At 55.8% G+C, this 15,772-nt stretch carries 15 protein-coding genes; 11 read left to right on the top strand and 4 right to left on the bottom strand.

What is annotated here, in order from left to right; all coding sequences use genetic code 11:
- Positions 1 to 747, top strand: a complete 747-nt coding sequence (locus DC3_RS12825; protein WP_246130657.1) for an ATP-binding cassette domain-containing protein — start codon at positions 1 to 3, stop codon at positions 745 to 747.
- Between the two features lie 84 nt (positions 748 to 831).
- Here DC3_RS12825 and DC3_RS12830 read toward each other — a convergent pair whose 3' ends face one another.
- Positions 832 to 1,752, bottom strand: coding sequence for an NAD(P)-dependent oxidoreductase (locus DC3_RS12830; protein ID WP_146884888.1), 921 nt, complete (start codon positions 1,750 to 1,752; stop codon positions 832 to 834).
- Between the two features lie 187 nt (positions 1,753 to 1,939).
- Between DC3_RS12830 and DC3_RS12835 the strand changes: the two genes are divergently transcribed.
- Positions 1,940 to 3,376 (top strand): hypothetical protein, encoded by a 1,437-nt coding sequence (locus tag DC3_RS12835; RefSeq protein ID WP_146884890.1) that lies wholly within the window; start codon positions 1,940 to 1,942, stop codon positions 3,374 to 3,376.
- Between the two features lie 147 nt (positions 3,377 to 3,523).
- Here the strand turns inward: DC3_RS12835 and DC3_RS12840 are convergent, their stop codons facing one another.
- A complete protein-coding gene (locus DC3_RS12840) occupies positions 3,524 to 4,801 on the bottom strand; it encodes an arsenic transporter (RefSeq protein ID WP_146884891.1) in 1,278 nt (425 codons plus the stop codon).
- A 69-nt stretch (positions 4,802 to 4,870) separates the two neighbouring features.
- Between DC3_RS12840 and DC3_RS12845 the strand changes: the two genes are divergently transcribed.
- Positions 4,871 to 5,104 carry a DUF2442 domain-containing protein gene (locus tag DC3_RS12845; RefSeq protein ID WP_146884893.1) on the top strand — a complete coding sequence of 78 codons (234 nt, stop codon included), beginning with the start codon at positions 4,871 to 4,873 and terminating at the stop codon, positions 5,102 to 5,104.
- On the opposite strand, the gene DC3_RS12850 is transcribed toward DC3_RS12845, so the two are convergent.
- Positions 5,069 to 6,601: a DUF4832 domain-containing protein gene (locus DC3_RS12850; RefSeq protein ID WP_146884895.1), complete on the bottom strand. Its 1,533-nt coding sequence runs from the start codon at positions 6,599 to 6,601 to the stop codon at positions 5,069 to 5,071. The two genes, DC3_RS12845 and DC3_RS12850, sit on opposite strands and share 36 nt — an antisense overlap.
- A 181-nt stretch (positions 6,602 to 6,782) precedes the next feature.
- Here DC3_RS12850 and DC3_RS12855 point away from each other — a divergent pair, with 181 nt between their 5' ends.
- Complete coding sequence (locus tag DC3_RS12855; protein WP_186816011.1) at positions 6,783 to 8,480, top strand: phosphodiester glycosidase family protein; 1,698 nt, start codon at positions 6,783 to 6,785, stop codon at positions 8,478 to 8,480.
- Between the two features lie 5 nt (positions 8,481 to 8,485).
- Here DC3_RS12855 and DC3_RS12860 read toward each other — a convergent pair whose 3' ends face one another.
- Positions 8,486 to 9,289 carry a methyltransferase domain-containing protein gene (locus DC3_RS12860; protein ID WP_146884899.1) on the bottom strand — a complete coding sequence of 268 codons (804 nt, stop codon included), beginning with the start codon at positions 9,287 to 9,289 and terminating at the stop codon, positions 8,486 to 8,488.
- 94 nt (positions 9,290 to 9,383) lie between these two features.
- Between DC3_RS12860 and DC3_RS12865 the strand changes: the two genes are divergently transcribed.
- The 7 genes from DC3_RS12865 to DC3_RS12895 all read left to right on the top strand — a co-directional run bounded on the left by DC3_RS12865 (position 9,384) and on the right by DC3_RS12895 (position 15,762).
- Positions 9,384 to 10,790: a CbiX/SirB N-terminal domain-containing protein gene (locus DC3_RS12865; protein ID WP_146884900.1), complete on the top strand. Its 1,407-nt coding sequence runs from the start codon at positions 9,384 to 9,386 to the stop codon at positions 10,788 to 10,790.
- 62 nt (positions 10,791 to 10,852) lie between these two features.
- Positions 10,853 to 11,326: a flavin reductase family protein gene (locus tag DC3_RS12870; protein ID WP_146884902.1), complete on the top strand. Its 474-nt coding sequence runs from the start codon at positions 10,853 to 10,855 to the stop codon at positions 11,324 to 11,326.
- A gap of 182 nt (positions 11,327 to 11,508) precedes the next feature.
- Positions 11,509 to 12,027, top strand: coding sequence for a hypothetical protein (locus tag DC3_RS12875; protein ID WP_146884904.1), 519 nt, complete (start codon positions 11,509 to 11,511; stop codon positions 12,025 to 12,027).
- 197 nt (positions 12,028 to 12,224) lie between these two features.
- The gene (locus DC3_RS12880; RefSeq protein WP_186816012.1) at positions 12,225 to 12,683 is read left to right on the top strand and encodes a pilus assembly FimT family protein; all 459 of its coding nucleotides are present in this window, start codon (positions 12,225 to 12,227) and stop codon (positions 12,681 to 12,683) included.
- Positions 12,683 to 13,147 carry a type IV pilus modification PilV family protein gene (locus DC3_RS12885; protein WP_146884907.1) on the top strand — a complete coding sequence of 155 codons (465 nt, stop codon included), beginning with the start codon at positions 12,683 to 12,685 and terminating at the stop codon, positions 13,145 to 13,147. Before DC3_RS12880 ends, DC3_RS12885 begins: the two co-directional genes overlap by 1 nt.
- Positions 13,148 to 13,175: 28 nt before the next feature.
- Positions 13,176 to 14,000: a PilW family protein gene (locus DC3_RS12890; RefSeq protein WP_146884910.1), complete on the top strand. Its 825-nt coding sequence runs from the start codon at positions 13,176 to 13,178 to the stop codon at positions 13,998 to 14,000.
- A gap of 7 nt (positions 14,001 to 14,007) precedes the next feature.
- Positions 14,008 to 15,762, top strand: coding sequence for a DUF4900 domain-containing protein (locus tag DC3_RS12895; protein WP_186816013.1), 1,755 nt, complete (start codon positions 14,008 to 14,010; stop codon positions 15,760 to 15,762).
- Positions 15,763 to 15,772 lie beyond the last annotated feature (10 nt).

Below are 15,772 nucleotides of genomic sequence, written 5' to 3' on the forward strand. Positions count from 1 at the left end.
ATGCAGAAGCTTGTGGAAATGCAAAACATCAGCAAGCGCTTCGGAGGGGTGCAATCCCTCGACGATGTCAGCGTGGACCTGATGCCCGGTGAAGTGGTTGGCCTTCTTGGGCACAACGGGGCAGGCAAAAGCACCCTGATCAAGATCCTCTCCGGGGCCTACACTGCAGATTCCGGAAAGATCCTGGTGAACGGTCAGGAAGCCCACATCCGCAGCCCCAAAGACGCCCAGCGTTACGGCATCGAGACCATCTACCAGAACCTCGCTCTGGCAGACAACCTCGATGTGGCCGCCAACATCTTTTTAGGCCGTGAACTTCTCAAAGGCCCCACTTTGGATGAAGACCACATGGAATACGAAGCGAGACAGGTGCTGGACCGCCTGAAAGTCCACCTCCCCACCCTCAAAAAACCCGTGCTGACCTTCTCGGGCGGGCAGAGGCAGGCCATCGCCATTGCCCGGGCCATCTACTTCAAAGCCAGAGTCCTGATCATGGACGAACCCACTGCAGCACTGGGTCCCCAGGAAACCCGTCAGGTGGGCGAACTGATCAAAGCCCTCAAATCCGAAGGGGTCGGCATTTTCCTGATCTCCCACGACATGCACGACGTGTTCGACCTCTCCGACCGGGTCAGCGTGATGAAAAACGGCAAACTGGTCGGCACCGTCCGCACCCAGGATGTCACGCAGGACGAGGTGCTGGGCATGATCATCTCGGGAGCCAAACCTGCGGTGATGATGCGGTAAATCTGAACATGCATGGGGTAGGGGTGAGCCAGCGGCCCACCCCTACCCTTTTTTGGATGTCTGTTTTGTGTTTGCATCAGGGCGTCAATCCACATTGGACACGGCATTCACATGCTCTGTGCGGTTTTCGATGGCTTTGACCACGGCAGCCATGTCCAGCCCTCCAAAACCCAGCTGGAGCGTTTCCCCGTAAAGGGCATGACACACGTCCAGCAGGGGAGATGCAATGCCTGCTTTGCGTGCGGCCTCTGCGACCAGACGGTTGTTTTTGAACACATCTGCAATGGAGGCCTGCACCGAGAAATCCTGTTTGACCAGTTTGCTGGCCTTGATTTTCGAGACATCGCTGCTCATGGGTCCTGCAGCCAGCACCTGTGTGAACAGTTCGGTGTCGAGCCCTTGCTGCTGTGCAAAGTGGTACGCCTCGGTGAGGCCTGTGACCAGGGTGATCAGGAACAGGTTCACCGAAAGCTTCATCAGAAGGGCATTCGGGACCGGGCCACAGTCCACCATTTCCCGGCACAGGGGTTTGAGCAGGGGTTTGACGGTTCCCACTGCCTCAGGTGTTCCAGCAAGCATGGTGACCAGTTGTGCTTTCTCTGCAGGGACACGAGAGCCCGAGACAGGAGCCTCCACATACTGTCCTCCTGCAGCTTTCACATCGGCCTCCAGACCTCTGGAGTATTCAGGAGACGTGGTTCCCATGTGAACCAGAATGCGGCCTTTCAGGTGTTCTGCGAAGGCAGGGGTGCCCCGTTCCAGAATCTGGTCCATGGAAGCTTCATCGGCCAGCATCAGGACGATCACCGAAGATTGCCTGAAAACGTCAGCAGGGCTGTCAGCCACTGTGGCTCCTGCAGTTTCCAGAATCTGGGCCTTGGCAGGGGTGCGGTTCCACACCAGCAGGGGAAGCCCGGCCCGGACAAGGTTGAGGGCCATCGGTTCACCCATGTGGCCCAGGCCTATGAAACCCATCTGCAACGTTGTCTGTTCGGTTCCAGTCATGAGGTCATTTTAACCGCAGGGTGTTACACCCGACCATGAAGTTGTCTTTTTGTGTGAAATTTAAAAGTCAGCACCACAATTATAGGCTTAAAATCCAGAAAATCAAGCCGAAAGCCCTCTCATTGTTTTAAACCCCAGACTTATTTTCGTCATATCCATTAAAAACAAAATGGCCTAACATGAAATCATGATTGAACAACTTAAAGACCTGCTGCAACACCTCTGGGGCATGCTCCTGCAGAATGCCTTCTGGATTTTCATCGTTCTGCTCGGGGTTGCGCTTGTGATTGGAATTTTTGCCTGGATTGTCACCCGCGTGGATCGGGACGCCCTGCGCAAGATCGGCAGCAGCTTCAGACCCCTGTTCAGTCCGGTGGGTCTGGGCATTGTTCTGGCTGTTGTGCTCTGGGTGTCGTGGCTCGGACTGGGCATGCTCAGAAATGACCTGAATGTGCGCCTGATGCACCGGGAAAGTGCCACCTTCTCCAGCACCGAAATGCCTGCTGCCGGAGACACCACCCAGTACAGCCCTTACGCCAGCTACCTGCAGGAACGCACCTACACCCGCAACCTGATCCTCCCTCCAGACATCCTGGAGCAGATCGGGGTGGATGGAGCAGAGGTCCTGACCCCTTACCTTCCTGATCCCACCACCGAAAACATCACCCGACTGAGCGACCAGTTCCGCCGCAGTGGTCGCAATGTGGTCCTCACCCGTGAAGCCACCCAGATCACCGAAGAACCCATTGCCCTGGAAAGCACCGACATCAAGGTGGACCTGGGGTTCATCCAGAGTTCGGACAGCAAACGCTCCTATTACAATGCTTCTTTCGATGGCACCTACGTGTTTGTGAATCCACTGAACGAGACCACCGCAGCCCGCTTCAATTTCCCGCTGCCCTACGGCTCTGGCACCCTCAAAGACTTCCAGATGACCGTGAATGGACAGAATTACGAGCTTGCCAACCTCAATGAGGGCTACCTCTGGCAGGGAGAAGTCACGCCCGGCCAGAAGATCACCGTCAACGTCAAATACAAGAACCAGGGTTCCCGCATGTGGCGCTACGAACTCAGCAACAAACGTGAACCCATCAAGTCCTTCAAACTGGTGGTCACTTCCGACCAGACCACCAAATTTCAGACCGGAAGCCTGTATCCCACCAGTCAGGGAGGCAACTGTTACACCTGGGACCTGAAAAACATCATCACCGCCCAGAGCATCGTGCTGGCCTTCTCTGGTGTGGCCATCCGCGAAACCCTCATCAAGGTGTTCAGTTTCGTACCAATCAGCCTGCTGATGCTGCTGGGCTGGGTGGTCTTCCTGAGCCTGCTGAAAAACCGCCGTGTGCCCCTGCTGGGTCTGGTTTTTGCGGTGATGGGCCTGACCCTCGCAGCTGTTTTCGGGACTTATCTGGTCACTTACCTGCCTGCAGCCATCGCCGTGCTGCTTGCCCTGAGTCTGGGCGCTGTGGTCGCTTTCCGTGCACTGGGCAGTGCCTATCTGGTTCCCGCAGTGGTCAGTGCACTCACTCCGGCGGTGTTCCTGTGGACCGGGAACGCTGGTCTGATCCTCAGTCTGCTGGGAATGGTGGTTGTTCTGAGTCTGATTCCAATGAAGCGGTAAAAGATCCCCCTGCTTCTCGCTCTGCTCGAAACTGTCCCCCTTGACGAAGGGGGATCGTTTCTTGTCTGGGATGGTCTCCAATTGAGTTGTCCACCAACCCCCTTTCCTTAAGGGGGACCGCAGAGCGTCAGCGATACGCGGGGGGATCTACTGCAGCACCACCACCAGCACCACCAGTGTCAGGAGCAGCACCGGAAGCGTCAGCAGAATCCCAATGCGGAAGTAGTACCCCCAGGTCACCTGAATGCCCTTCTGGGACAGCACATGCATCCACAGCAGGGTGGCGAGGCTGCCAATGGGGGTGATTTTCGGCCCCAGATCGCTGCCGACCACGTTGGCGTAGATCATGCCTTCTTTGACTGTCTGTGACACCTGTGCACCATCGATGGAGAGGGCGCCGATCAAGACGGTGGGGAGGTTGTTCATCAGGCTGGAGAGCAGGGCGATCAGGAAACCTGCGCCCAGAGTCCCCGTCCACAGGTTTGAGCCCATCTGTTCCAGCAGTCGGCTGATCAGGTCGGTGAGGCCCTGGTTTTTCAGGCCGTAGACCACCAGATACATGCCCAGGCTGAAAATCACGATGTGCCAGGGGGCGCTTTTCAGGACTTTGCGGGTGCTGAGATTCCGTGACCTTCCAGCCACAATCCAAAGCCAGATTGCTCCTGCCACTGTGATGAAACTCACTGGAATGTGAAACCGTTCTGCACTGAAATAACCAACCAGCAGCACCAGCAGCACCGCCCAGCCAGACAGAAACACCCCTCTGCTGCGAATGGCACTTTGAGGGTCAGGCAGGTTCTGCATGTCGTAACGTGCAGGGATGCTTTTGCGGTAAATCCAGTAGAGCAATCCCAGACTGCCTGCCAGGGAGGCCAGATTCACCCAGAACATCACACTGGCGTACTGTTCGAAGCTGATTGAGAAGTAATCGGCGGTGATGATGTTGGTCAAATTCGAGATGATCAGGGGGAGGCTCGTGGCATCTGCAATGAATCCGACAGCCATCACGAAGGCCAGAGCGGTGACTCCTGTGAATCCCAGTGCAAACAGGATTTCCAGCATGATCGGGGTGAGGATCAGTGCGGCTCCATCGTTGGCAAAAACACTGGTGACCACGGCTCCAAGCACCACCATCAGCACAAAGAGGCGTCTCCCGCTGCCTTTTCCCCAGCGGCTCACATGCAGGGCGGCCCACCTGAAAAATCCGGCCTCGTCCAGCAGCATGCTGATGACGATCAGGGCAATGAAGGTGATGGTGGCGTTCCAGATCAGTCCCCACACGGTCTGCACGTCCTGCAGGGTCACCAGGCCAAGCAGGAGGGCAATGGCTGCACCGATGGAGGCACTCCAGCCAATGGAGAGTTTGAAGGGTTGAAGGATGACCAATGCAAGTGTAACCAGGAACAGGATCAGGGCGAGCAGCACGACAAATAGCTTAGAGCATGAATGTGAATATGCTGATGTGGTTTCTGGGCATCGGACGTAACCTGAGGCATGTTGTACCGTGTTCAGCGCGTGGATTACATTCCACCTTACAGTCTCAGGCTTCATTACACCGATGGCGTCCAGCTCAGGGTCAATCTGGTTTCCTGGCTTCGAGAAGGCTTGCTCTTTGCCCCCTTGAGAAATCCCGAGCGTTTTCAGAATTACCATCTGGAACGCTCGGGACAGGTTTTGAGCTGGGGAGAGGATTTAGAGGTCGATGTGGACACCTTCAGGTGTGACTAGTGCTTTTTCAGGCACCAGTCTGGAGAGGTTCACCGTTCCCAGCAGGAGTTTCCCTGCACTGTCCCGGGTGGGACCCGCCATGACCAACGGCAACGGCAGCACATTCAGGCTGTCTTTGAAGGTCACATAAAGTTTGTATTTCCCAGAAGACAGGGTGGCAGGCAGGCTGAGGGTGTTCAGGACATCCTTGCTGCTCGCTGGATTCCAGTTCCGCAAGTCAAGTGTGGTGGCGGGCAGGGTGAAGGTTTTGCCTCCGGTGTTCTGCAGCAGGTAAGTGGCATTCCAGGTTTCGTAAGCCGGAGCACTCCCGGTGTTCTGCAGGGAAAGCGTCACGTTCAATTGATCGGTGCAGTTGGTGCCCACGGTGCTCTTCAGCAGTCTGGGCCACAGGCCTGCGGTTTTGTGGATGGTGTTCACCTGGGTCTGTTCGGTGCTGGTCAGGCTCGTCCAGCTCAGGGTGGTGTTCCCGTTGCTGACTGTGGTGATGTGGTAGGTTTTCACATCATTCAGGGCACGGGTGAAGAAGTTCGGACGGTCCCTTCCAGGCTGATTCAGAACCTGTGCAAACTCAGCCACCACCGGGGCGGTCAGGTAACGGGTTTTCAGGGTGTTCTCGATGAAAGCTGCATCATAACTGCTGCTCAGGCCTCCACTGAAGTGGTCCCAGCCCAGCGAGTCCCTGCGCCAGCCAATCTGGCTGGATTTGGCGAGGGCGTAAGGAAGGGCGTCTTTGCCGTCGCTCATCATCACCAGGGGGAAACCCAGGCCCATCAGGTTGTCGGTGACGATGTCCACCAGCTTCTTCTGGGTGTCTGGTGTGGCTTCGGGCAGAACAGCGGGGGTTCCGGTCCACAGGTGCCATTCTCCCCAGAAACCGTAGGTGCCAATGTCCACAAAGGCAATGTCTTTTGCCGAGTTGGTCTGGATCAGGTAATCCCGCAGCTTCTGGTAAAAGTCGTTGTAGAGGGCCAGGAAGGTGGGATCATTCCAGTTGGGCACCACCACATCCACCTGGGGGGTTCCCGTGGACGGGTAAGTCACCCGGGTGCTGTAAGGTTCCACATGGGTGGGCAGGTAAGAGCGGTTGGCTGGATCGGGTTCGAGGGGATCACCCATCGGTTGAATGCGGAACGCCAGTTTCTGGCCCCGGGTTCTGGCCCACCCAATCACCGTGCCCAGCCAGGAAAAGTCGTACTGCCCGGTGGAGAAGTTGTAGAAGCTGTCCCAGGAGTAACGGCGGTAATTCACTTTGGCTGCGTGATGCTGCTGACCAGAGGGGGTGATGGGATTGAACTCCGTCCCGAACCACTCGTACAGGCCACTGTTCGGGTTGGCTTCATTGGTGAAGCCCGTTTTGTAAGAAGCAGGGGTGAAAGACAGGGAATAAGTGCATGCCTGAGCAACCACTCCCTGACCTGGGTTTGCAGGAGCAGTGTTCAGTGTGTTGCAGGCCCCGAGCAGCAGGCCCAGCATGGGAAACATCAGAGCGCGTTTCATAAGGTGTTTTTATTGTAACCAGATATTGTGGTTTATGTTACATAAGTGTGACTGTTGCCTGGAGGCAGGTTTTCAGGTTGTGGTCTTAATCATTGTGGGATCTCACCCAGAGCTGCCACAAAACCCTTACATTTGGGATGTTATGCGCTCCAGGGTTTTTGCTGTTGTTCTGCTGCTTTCCATGGGTTCTGTCCTGGCCCGTCCCGTTTATGTGGCGGGTCAGAATGTCCGAATCGACACCCGCACCCTGCAGGGTCAGGAAGTGCTTCCCCTGGAAGGACTCGCTCTGCTGGGTGTACAGATCAACCAGGATGCCCAGCGCATCGAACTTGCTTTTCAGAACATCAAAATCACTTTTAAAAGTGGATCAGGCTGGGACATTCCCTCCCTGCCAGGCCTGCTGTTCGAGCAGGGGAGATGGTATGTGCCTCTCCCCATCATGGATGCCCTGGGTTTCCGGGCGGTGAACAACCTTCCAGAGCTGATCGATTATGCTGCTGTGCCCGGTGTGTCTGTTCCTCAGGTGGAGGCAGCCATCCAGAATCCTCAGCCTGTACAGCCTCCAGTCAACACAGGTCCGACCGTTGAAGTTCCCCAGCCTGTGATCCCTGCTTTTCAGGGCATCCGGCACAGCGTCCAGACCGAGGAGTACACCGAGCGCACCCGCATTGTGCTGGACCTCAATATGCCCATTCAATACGAGGTCAAGGACAACAAAATCACCCTGGTGGGTGCCCAGGGGCAGGGGCTTGCTCAGGCCATTTCAGGTTCTAAAGGGGTGAAGGGCATCCGGGTGGAGCAGAACCATCAGGGCATGCAGGCCACCCTTACCCTCTCAAAAGATGCCGATATGAAAGTCTTCCCCTTGCAGAACCCACCCAGGGTGGTCATTGATGTTTTCCAGTACGTGCGTCCGGTGCTGCCTCCCTTTCCCAACCTGTCCAACCTGCCTGCAGGCGTGACCTACCAGAAACTGGGAGATCTGGAACTGCTGGTCTTCAAGAAAAGCCAGTTCCAGCCGAAACTCACCTCTGGTTTCCTGCAAGGGGTGGAAACTTTTGTGAAGCAGGGACAGGCTGTGGCAGGCATCAATGGCGGTTACTTCGACATGAAAACCGGTTTCCCTGTGGACATGGTGGTCCGCGATGGTCGTCTGCTGTTTGGCGGCCTGGAGAAACGCTCTGCTGTTGGTTTCACCCCCACCGGAGACCTGATGTGGGGCATCCCCAAGGCCAGATACACCCTGACCACCCCTCAGGGCCAGGGCCGGGTCAACTCGGTGCGCTCCAGTCCCAGAGATGGCTGGCTGACCCTGTTTGTCGGGGATGACAAGCATGTGGTGGGCGGTAAAAATCACGTGACCCTCACCGTGCAAGATGGGGTGGTCACCCGTGTGAGCACATCTGCCTTCAAAGCTGCAGAGGGGGAGCTCACCATCACCTTCCAGCCCGAAAAATATCCCTTTTTGCCCACCGTGGTTGGAGCCCCTGTCGGGGTGAGCGTGGCCTGGGCCGATGACAGCTGGACCACCGCCCGTGATGTGCTGGCTGCAGGTCCCATGCTGGTCCGTGAAGGCCAGTACGCTGTGAATGCCGCCCAGGAAGATTTCGATGTGAAGACCAGCGTCTGGAGACCCACCCGTCAGGTGGCCTTTGGGACCACCTCTGCTGGAGATTACGTCTTTGCCTACCTGAAGTGGGGCACTCCAGAAGACTTCGCCCGGGCTCTCCTCAAAGCAGGTCTGAAAGAGGCCATGCGCCTGGACAGTGGAACGAGTGCCACAGTGTTTGTCTCTGGAGGGTTCCTGAACCGCACATGGTCCAGACCTGTGCCGAATGCCATCCTGATGGTTCCCAGACTGACCACCGCACAGAAATGACCCTGCTAGGCCTTTCGGGCCACCACCGTTGCCAGATGGGTGGTGATCGACTGGCCTGCTTTCTGCATCCAGAGCCTGTAGTCTTTTTCGGCCTGCTGTCTGTTTTCTTCAGAGAAAAACCCAGCCTGAACCACCTGCATTGCCCGGCCTGAGGTTGCAGGTGACCAGAGTCCAGACCGTTTTTCAAACAGGGGATGATCGCGGGTGGTGTGCTCAGGACTGGGAAGGGTCTGGATGTCCTGACAGCCCAGTTCCTGAAGCAGGTCAGGCAGATCATCAGCCACCTGATTGTTCAGTCCCTGGGCTGTTCTCCAGGCCTGATATGCAGAAAAGTAAGCCTGCATGCTTTCGGGAAGTTCAGGGGTCCAGGTGATGCGTCTGGCGGTGTTGTCCAGCACCACCAGCAGTCCACCTGGTTTCAGGACCCGCAGCATGGACTCCAGCACAGCGTTCAGGTCTGGGACCCACAGGAGCAGTCTTGATGCAGTGACCACATCAAAATCCTGCCCCATCAGGTTTGTGGCTTCCTGAACCTCAAAACAGAGCTGTGGAGGGTTGTGGGGGTGCTCTCTGGCCTGCTCGATCAATCTGGCATCCTGATCCACACCCAGCACATAACCCTCTGGTCCCACGCAAGCTGCAATGCCCCGGGTGATGCTGCCCGGACCACAACCCACATCCATCACCCGCTGACCGGGCCTGAAGAGATGGGCCAGCACCGGAAAATCGGATTGCAAATTGCGCTCTGAGAGATAAAGACCTGTGCCCTGTGGGAGATTTCGAAATGAAGTGTTCGTGGAAGTGTCCATGGGTCAGTTCACCTCATTTTCACCTTTTCAGCATCTGCCAAAACGCATAGAACCCTTCAGGAAGTGCGTCAGGTTATTGGGTAGAATGGGCGGTATGCGTTCACTGGTGCTGATCGGACACGGCTCCCATCTCAATCCTGATTCCGCACGGGCGGTCTACCATTACGCCGAACTGCTGCGCAAGGCAGGTTCCTTCAGCGAGGTCATCGAGGGGTACTGGAAAGAAGAGCCTTCCCTCAGGCAGGTCCTGAGAACCACCCGGTATTCCGATGTCACCGTGATCCCCATGTTCATCAGTGAGGGGTATTTCACGGAAACCGTGATCCCCAGAGAGCTGAACCTGGGACATTCGGGTCCCGTCCCACCGCATGGGATCACCCGTCAGCTTGGGGGCAAGACCGTGCGGTACACCCAGCCTTATGGGGTGCATCCTCGCATGACCGATGTGATTCTGGAACGGGCCAGGGAAGCCTGCCCTGACTTTTCACCAGAGGACACCGGGCTCCTCATCATTGGACACGGGACCACCCGCAACCAGAACAGCAACCGGGTGATTTACCAGAACCGGGACCGCATCCGTGAAAAGGGCCTTTTCAAAGAGGTTCATGCCCTGTTTCTGGATGAAGATCCCAGAGTGGACACCTGGGACACCCTTTTCACCTCAAAGCACGTGATCATGGTGCCTTTCTTCACCGCCGAGGGGTGGCACACCCAGGAAACCATCCCAGAAGAGCTGGGACTGAATGGTTCCAGGACCACTTTTACAGACCACACCGTCCATTACGCCCTGCCTGTGGGCACCCATCCCATGATCACCGAGGTGATTCTGGAGGTTGCGCAGGATGCCTGGAGAACCAGCTCTGCATCTGGTGAACCCAGTCCTGAGCAGCAGGCGGCATGGGACACTTTTCTGGGACTGGCCCGTGAAGGCATGCGTCTGGGGGAGGTTCTGATCCGCCAGGATGTTGGCCTGTACACCTTGCAGCACATGCTGGATGAAGGCAAAGACCAGCTGCAGGTGTTCGTCAGCCCAGAGTCTCTGCGGGATCTCGTGCGCATTTCGGACTCTGGAGAATACCGGCCTGTGCACACGTTCCGCAACCTTCCCAGAGGCTGGAAAGCGGTTTTCAACGAGCAGGATTTCAGAAGAGCCATCTCTTATGTTTACCCCAGTGTCATTGAGGACACCTGCCTGTACCAGAAAGGTGCCCTCAGGGTCACCCCATGGATCAGCACGGCACGCAGGCAGACCGGGATTTACACCCGTGTGCAGCAGGCAACCCTCAAGGACGTGGATCAGGTCAGCAAGAAAATCTGTGGCTTCTGCCTGAAATCCCGCCTGTGGTACGGCGATACCCTTTACCAGACTTTTCTGGATGGGGTTCCAGGTGCGATTCCCTGTGTGGAGGCCTGCACTTATGTGATCTCCGAGGTGCGTGAGCATGTGGTGCGCAAGGAGCTTGCACAGCAGAAGGAAACCCCTGCTCAATCAGCAAGATGATGCTGGCTCTGGTGTAACCCGCCTCCCTTTGACCTGTGCTGTTTGCGTTTATCCTGAGAGGCATGTTTCATCCGATTGACCCCAACCATTTCCGTGCCAGTCTTGGACGTTTTCCCAGTGGTGTGACCGTGGTCTCATGCAAATTTGAAGGTCAGGTGCATGGCATGACCGCAAGTGCTTTTGTCAGCGTTTCCATGGACCCCCCTCTGGTGCTGGTCTCTGTGGCCCGCAAGGCCCGCATGCACGACAAACTCATTGCTGCAGATCAATTTGGCATCAGCATTCTGTCTGAAGACCAGGCCCACTGGAGCAACCACTTTGCCGGGAAACTTCATGACAGCGAGCCCGAATTTGTGGAGTGGGATGGTGTTCCGGTGCTTGAAGGCGCACTGGTGAATCTGGTGCTGAAAAAAGACCGGGCCATCGAAGCTGGTGACCACACCCTGTTTCTGGGTGAAATCACCCACACCCGTTACAGCGATCAGGAGGCCCTGCTGTATTTCCGTGGGCAGTACGGAGGCTTCAGAGGAAAGTAACAGATTTATTACACTTAAAACACCTGTCTGGACAACTTTGATCCTGTACCCAGCCCATCTGACCCAGGTGGGCTGAAGCTGTGCTGAAGAAAGATATACTCTTTTGTAAGCATGTTTTAATATTTGAAACAAGGAGATTCCCCACCGTGGTCTGCAGGGTGGGGCGGAGGTCTGGTGGAGTGATGTTCTTCCGCAAAAACGATGTGCATGTGCCCGACACCCCTGAAACCCCTCCGCCAGTGCCACTGTCCATGCGTATGGCGCACTGGGTCTATACACTGAGCGATGACTGGTACATCCGAGAAGATGTGTATGTGGAAAACACCAATTTTGATTATGTGCTGCTGTCTCGGTATGGCATCTATGCCGTCTACATGCAACCCCTGATGGGGTATGTGGTGGCCCAGGGCATGGGTCTCAAAGTCAATGGGGAACCCCAGGACCACCTGATCCGTTTGATTCGCAGCCGCAATGTGTTTCTTGAGCGCACCCTCAAGGTCAGGGTGACACCAGTGGCCATGTTTGACAACAGTGACATTCGGGGGTTTGACCTGGGTGGGGTCAAGATTGCCAACCCAGAATTGCTGGTGAATTATCTGGAAGCCTTGCAGGTTGTGTCAATTCCCCTGAAATCGCTCAACGCTCTGAACAAAGCGATCAAAGCAGCCCAGCAGACCAATCCCAGCGATGTCACATCATAAAACGAAAAATGAGAAACCCAAATGTTACTTTTCTATTTGCCAAACGAAATTAAACTGTAAAACCCTCTATTGCATTCCATAAACATTTCGTTACAATGATGATTGTGAGGAACTGTGGCAGAAGCAGCCCGGGTGGGCGTGTTTTCCTGTTGCTTTTCCCTTTCATCCAGAAAACATGGGTTGAGGAGAGGCAGGCAATGTATCACCGTCATAAAGGTTTCACGTTGATCGAACTGCTGGTTGTCCTTGTGGTGGTGGGGATTCTGCTGGGAATCGCTGGCTATATGATGATGGGCACGCTGCAAAACAGCAGGGCTTCCAATTTTGTGCAGGGACTGGTCCAGGACATCAATGTTGCACGCAGCAGAACGGTCACCACTGGCGTACCGTACCGCATTGAGCTCACCAGCAGCAACACCTACAAGGTCTACAAGAATGTCAGCAACACCTGGCAGCTTCAAAAACAACGCTCAAACACCACAGTGACGCTCGGTGGTTTCACAGCGGGTTCAAAGCTGGATTTCAGCACCCGGGGCTTCATGACCAGCACCAACAGTTCTGGCTCTGCAGTGAGCATCCCCAAAATCACGGCGACGGCCCCCAAATACAGCAAGACGATCCTGGTCACTGCGCTAGGGGTTGCAAGGGAGTATTGATGCGAAAAAGTCAGATGGGTTTGACGATTGTTGAGGTTTTGCTGTCCATTGTGATTTTCGGAATCATTGTGGCCATTTTTGCCCCGCTCTTCCTGGGTTCAACCGGAACCAACAAACAATCCAGGGTGCGCACCCAGGCCCTGGCTGCAGCAGAAATCTGGATGGACCGCTACCGCCAGCAACTTGAGCCTCTGGACGCCACTGGCAGTGTTTGCACAGAGAGTGGAACCACAGTCACCTGCAATTACCCCTACAACAACAATTTTGCTTCAGATGGGGTTGCCAGTCATGCCACCGATGCCAGCACCCTGAGCACCCAGCTGGGGCCTTACCGGCACATGATCAAGCTCACCCAGCTGCAAACCGGAACCAGTTCTGAGCTCTGGCAGATCGAAACCACTGTGTACTGGAAACAGGCAGGAAAGGAATACAATGTTGCCCTCACCTCACAATTCGCGAAATAAAAAGATTCTGGGCATCACGCTGGTTGAGATGCTGATCGCGTCTGCCGCTGGCCTGGTGATCCTGGGTGCAAGTGCTTCCCTTTTCAGCTCCACATACCGCCTCAAAGGGCGCGAGGACCAGCTGATTCCTTTGCAGGAGACCCTCCGGGGCGCTGCAGAAATCATGTCCCAGGACCTGAGGGAAGCCACCGGGACGCGGGTGATTCTGAACAACAACATCCCTGCCCTTCCGGCCAGCACCAACACCAGCATCACCATCACCGACATGGACCACAACGGCAAGTTCTCCATCCCAGAGCCCAATGGCAACAGCCTGCAGAACAGTGCCAACACCCCCATCATTGAACCCAACTATGCCAACAAGACCTGTGAGGATGTCTTTGTGGCAGGAGACTGGGCCCTGGTGACATCAGGCAACTGGTCCCAGTGGGTGCAGGTGGGCAACAATGGGGGCAACGTCTGTCTTGCCAATTCGGGCCAGAAAAAGGTCCTGCACGTTCAGCAAAAACTGACGGGCATTGTCTGGACCCCTGCCGCCAGCTTCATGAAGATGAACATTGTGCAGTACTACCTGGGTACAGATGCCAGCACCGGAAGCACCGTGCTGTACCGCAAGCTGGGAAGTGCAGATCCCCAGATTGTGGCTTTTGACATCACTGACCTGAAATTTCAGTATTCCACCGATGGACTCACCTACACCAACACGCCAGCCAGCACACCTGCATCGATCCGGCTCACCATCACCGGCCGGGCCCAGAAAAAACTGCCCGGTGAAAGCGCCTACCGCACCTATTCCCTGAGCCAGAATGTGTTCATGCGCAGAACCACACTGGCAGAACCCACCAATCCATGAGGTCATCATGAACAACAACAAACAAGGCTTTGTTCTGGTCAGTACCCTTGCCATTCTGACGGTGATTGTGCTGCTGGGAATGCTGTCGGTGGCCAACACCACCTCGGAGTACCAGCAGAGCGCCAGCCAGACCCGCATGGCCAATGCCCGTGCAGTTTCCGAGGCAGGACAGGCTGAGGCGCAGTTCTTCATGGTCAATGATGGCCTCACCAAGGTCAACGATGCAATGAAGACCTACCTCACGGCATTCGCAGCCTCCTCCAAGAACGCCGCAACCGATCCCATCATCGACAGCAGCAATTACAATGCAATCATCACCTCCCTCAATGGCAATTCTGCTTTCACCAGAAGTGGAACCATCAATGGCAACAGCTACGCCACCAAAATCAAGTTCAGCAACATGCGAGCAGACAGCGGAAGCTTCAGCAGTGCTGGACAGGACTACTGGATGGAGTACGTCATTGAAACCACCGGGAACGACAAGCAATTCAAGCGCAATGTCATCACCTCCGGAAACATGCTGGTTCGACTGGGACGCACCTACCTGAACCAATTCGTGCTGCTTGCCGATGATGGTGGTTCCACTGGAGGGAACTATTACGCCACAGGCATGAACTATGACGGCCCTGTGCACGTCAACAAGAATTGGCGCTTTGCAGGCTCTCCTCAGTTCAAATATGGGGCCACCACCAACGCTGCCACAGTTGAGATGTGGAACTGCACCACCAAGAAGTGGACCGCTGTGTCCACCCAGTCCCACAGTTGCACCTCACCAGATTGGGGGGGGCGGGGCATGAAGTACCAGGAGCCCAAGGTGGACCTGCCCAAGAACAGCTTCTCTCAGCAGCGGGCTGCCCTGGGGCTTGATCCGAACACCAGCACGGTGCCGACTCAATCTCAAATTTGCACTGCACTGGGAAGTGCAGCACCCACGGGATGCAACTCTTCACTGGGCAACGGAGTTTATGTCCCGAACAACGGCTCAGCATTGACCGGAGGAATTTACATTCAGGGCAATGCCAAACAGGTGCAAATGTCGGTGAACGCAGGCAAACAGGTTTACACCATCAAGGATGCCAACGACAAAATCACCACCATCACCGTGGATTACACCGCCAACACCACCACCATTCAGCCTCCGACAGGATCTGCCCAGACCCTGACCGGAATTCCCAATGGACAGCTGTACGCCAATGGCCAGATCGTGGACTTGCGTGGGCCTGCCCGCACAGGTGCTCTGCCTTCCCCTGCACCAGAAAACAGCACACCCAGCGTGATTCCACCTGCAGTGGCCAGCAAATCCCAGCTCAACATTGCTGCTGCCAACGATGTGATCATCCAGGGCGATCTGGTGTATGAAACCGATCCCCGCACAGATTCCAGTGCCAAGAACGTGATGGGCATCATTTCGGGTACAGGCAGTGTGCGCATTGGAACCAGTGCTCCCAATGACATCTACATCCATGCTGCCATTCTCGCTGGCAACACGGGCAAGGGCTTTGCAGTAGACGACTACAACAAAAATGCTCCCAGAGGCAGCATTCACCTGCTGGGCAGCATTGCAGAACAATCTGATCCTCCACGCGGGGTGGGCAGCATTGGCAGCGATGGCGTGGTCAACATTGTGAATGGCTACGGAGACGGCTTCAAATTTGACATGCGTTTCATGAACGGTGGGACAGTGCCTCCCTTCTACCCGGCCACCACGGCTTTCGCGGCCCGGGCCAACTGGCCGGAGCAGCAATCCTGGCGTGAGGATTGAGTTTCCTGGG

It is taken from the genome of Deinococcus cellulosilyticus NBRC 106333 = KACC 11606, from assembly GCF_007990775.1.
GTDB classification, from domain to species: Bacteria; Deinococcota; Deinococci; order Deinococcales; family Deinococcaceae; genus Deinococcus_C; species Deinococcus_C cellulosilyticus.

What these genes read in the sequence shown, in the direction of transcription:
- DC3_RS12855 (WP_186816011.1), top strand. Translation starts at nt 6,783, where the DNA reads ATGGGTTCTGTCCTGGCCCGTCCCGTTTATGTGGCGGGTCAGAATGTC.
- DC3_RS12885 (WP_146884907.1), top strand. Translation starts at nt 12,683, where the DNA reads ATGCGAAAAAGTCAGATGGGTTTGACGATTGTTGAGGTTTTGCTGTCC.
- DC3_RS12895 (WP_186816013.1), top strand. Translation starts at nt 14,008, where the DNA reads ATGAACAACAACAAACAAGGCTTTGTTCTGGTCAGTACCCTTGCCATT.
- DC3_RS12880 (WP_186816012.1), top strand. Translation starts at nt 12,225, where the DNA reads ATGTATCACCGTCATAAAGGTTTCACGTTGATCGAACTGCTGGTTGTC.
- DC3_RS12860 (WP_146884899.1), bottom strand. Translation starts at nt 9,289, where the DNA reads ATGGACACTTCCACGAACACTTCATTTCGAAATCTCCCACAGGGCACA.
- DC3_RS12835 (WP_146884890.1), top strand. Translation starts at nt 1,940, where the DNA reads ATGATTGAACAACTTAAAGACCTGCTGCAACACCTCTGGGGCATGCTC.
- DC3_RS12825 (WP_246130657.1), top strand. Translation starts at nt 1, where the DNA reads ATGCAGAAGCTTGTGGAAATGCAAAACATCAGCAAGCGCTTCGGAGGG.
- DC3_RS12845 (WP_146884893.1), top strand. Translation starts at nt 4,871, where the DNA reads ATGTTGTACCGTGTTCAGCGCGTGGATTACATTCCACCTTACAGTCTC.
- DC3_RS12865 (WP_146884900.1), top strand. Translation starts at nt 9,384, where the DNA reads ATGCGTTCACTGGTGCTGATCGGACACGGCTCCCATCTCAATCCTGAT.
- DC3_RS12890 (WP_146884910.1), top strand. Translation starts at nt 13,176, where the DNA reads ATGCTGATCGCGTCTGCCGCTGGCCTGGTGATCCTGGGTGCAAGTGCT.
- DC3_RS12830 (WP_146884888.1), bottom strand. Translation starts at nt 1,752, where the DNA reads ATGACTGGAACCGAACAGACAACGTTGCAGATGGGTTTCATAGGCCTG.
- DC3_RS12870 (WP_146884902.1), top strand. Translation starts at nt 10,853, where the DNA reads ATGTTTCATCCGATTGACCCCAACCATTTCCGTGCCAGTCTTGGACGT.
- DC3_RS12875 (WP_146884904.1), top strand. Translation starts at nt 11,509, where the DNA reads ATGTTCTTCCGCAAAAACGATGTGCATGTGCCCGACACCCCTGAAACC.
- DC3_RS12850 (WP_146884895.1), bottom strand. Translation starts at nt 6,601, where the DNA reads ATGAAACGCGCTCTGATGTTTCCCATGCTGGGCCTGCTGCTCGGGGCC.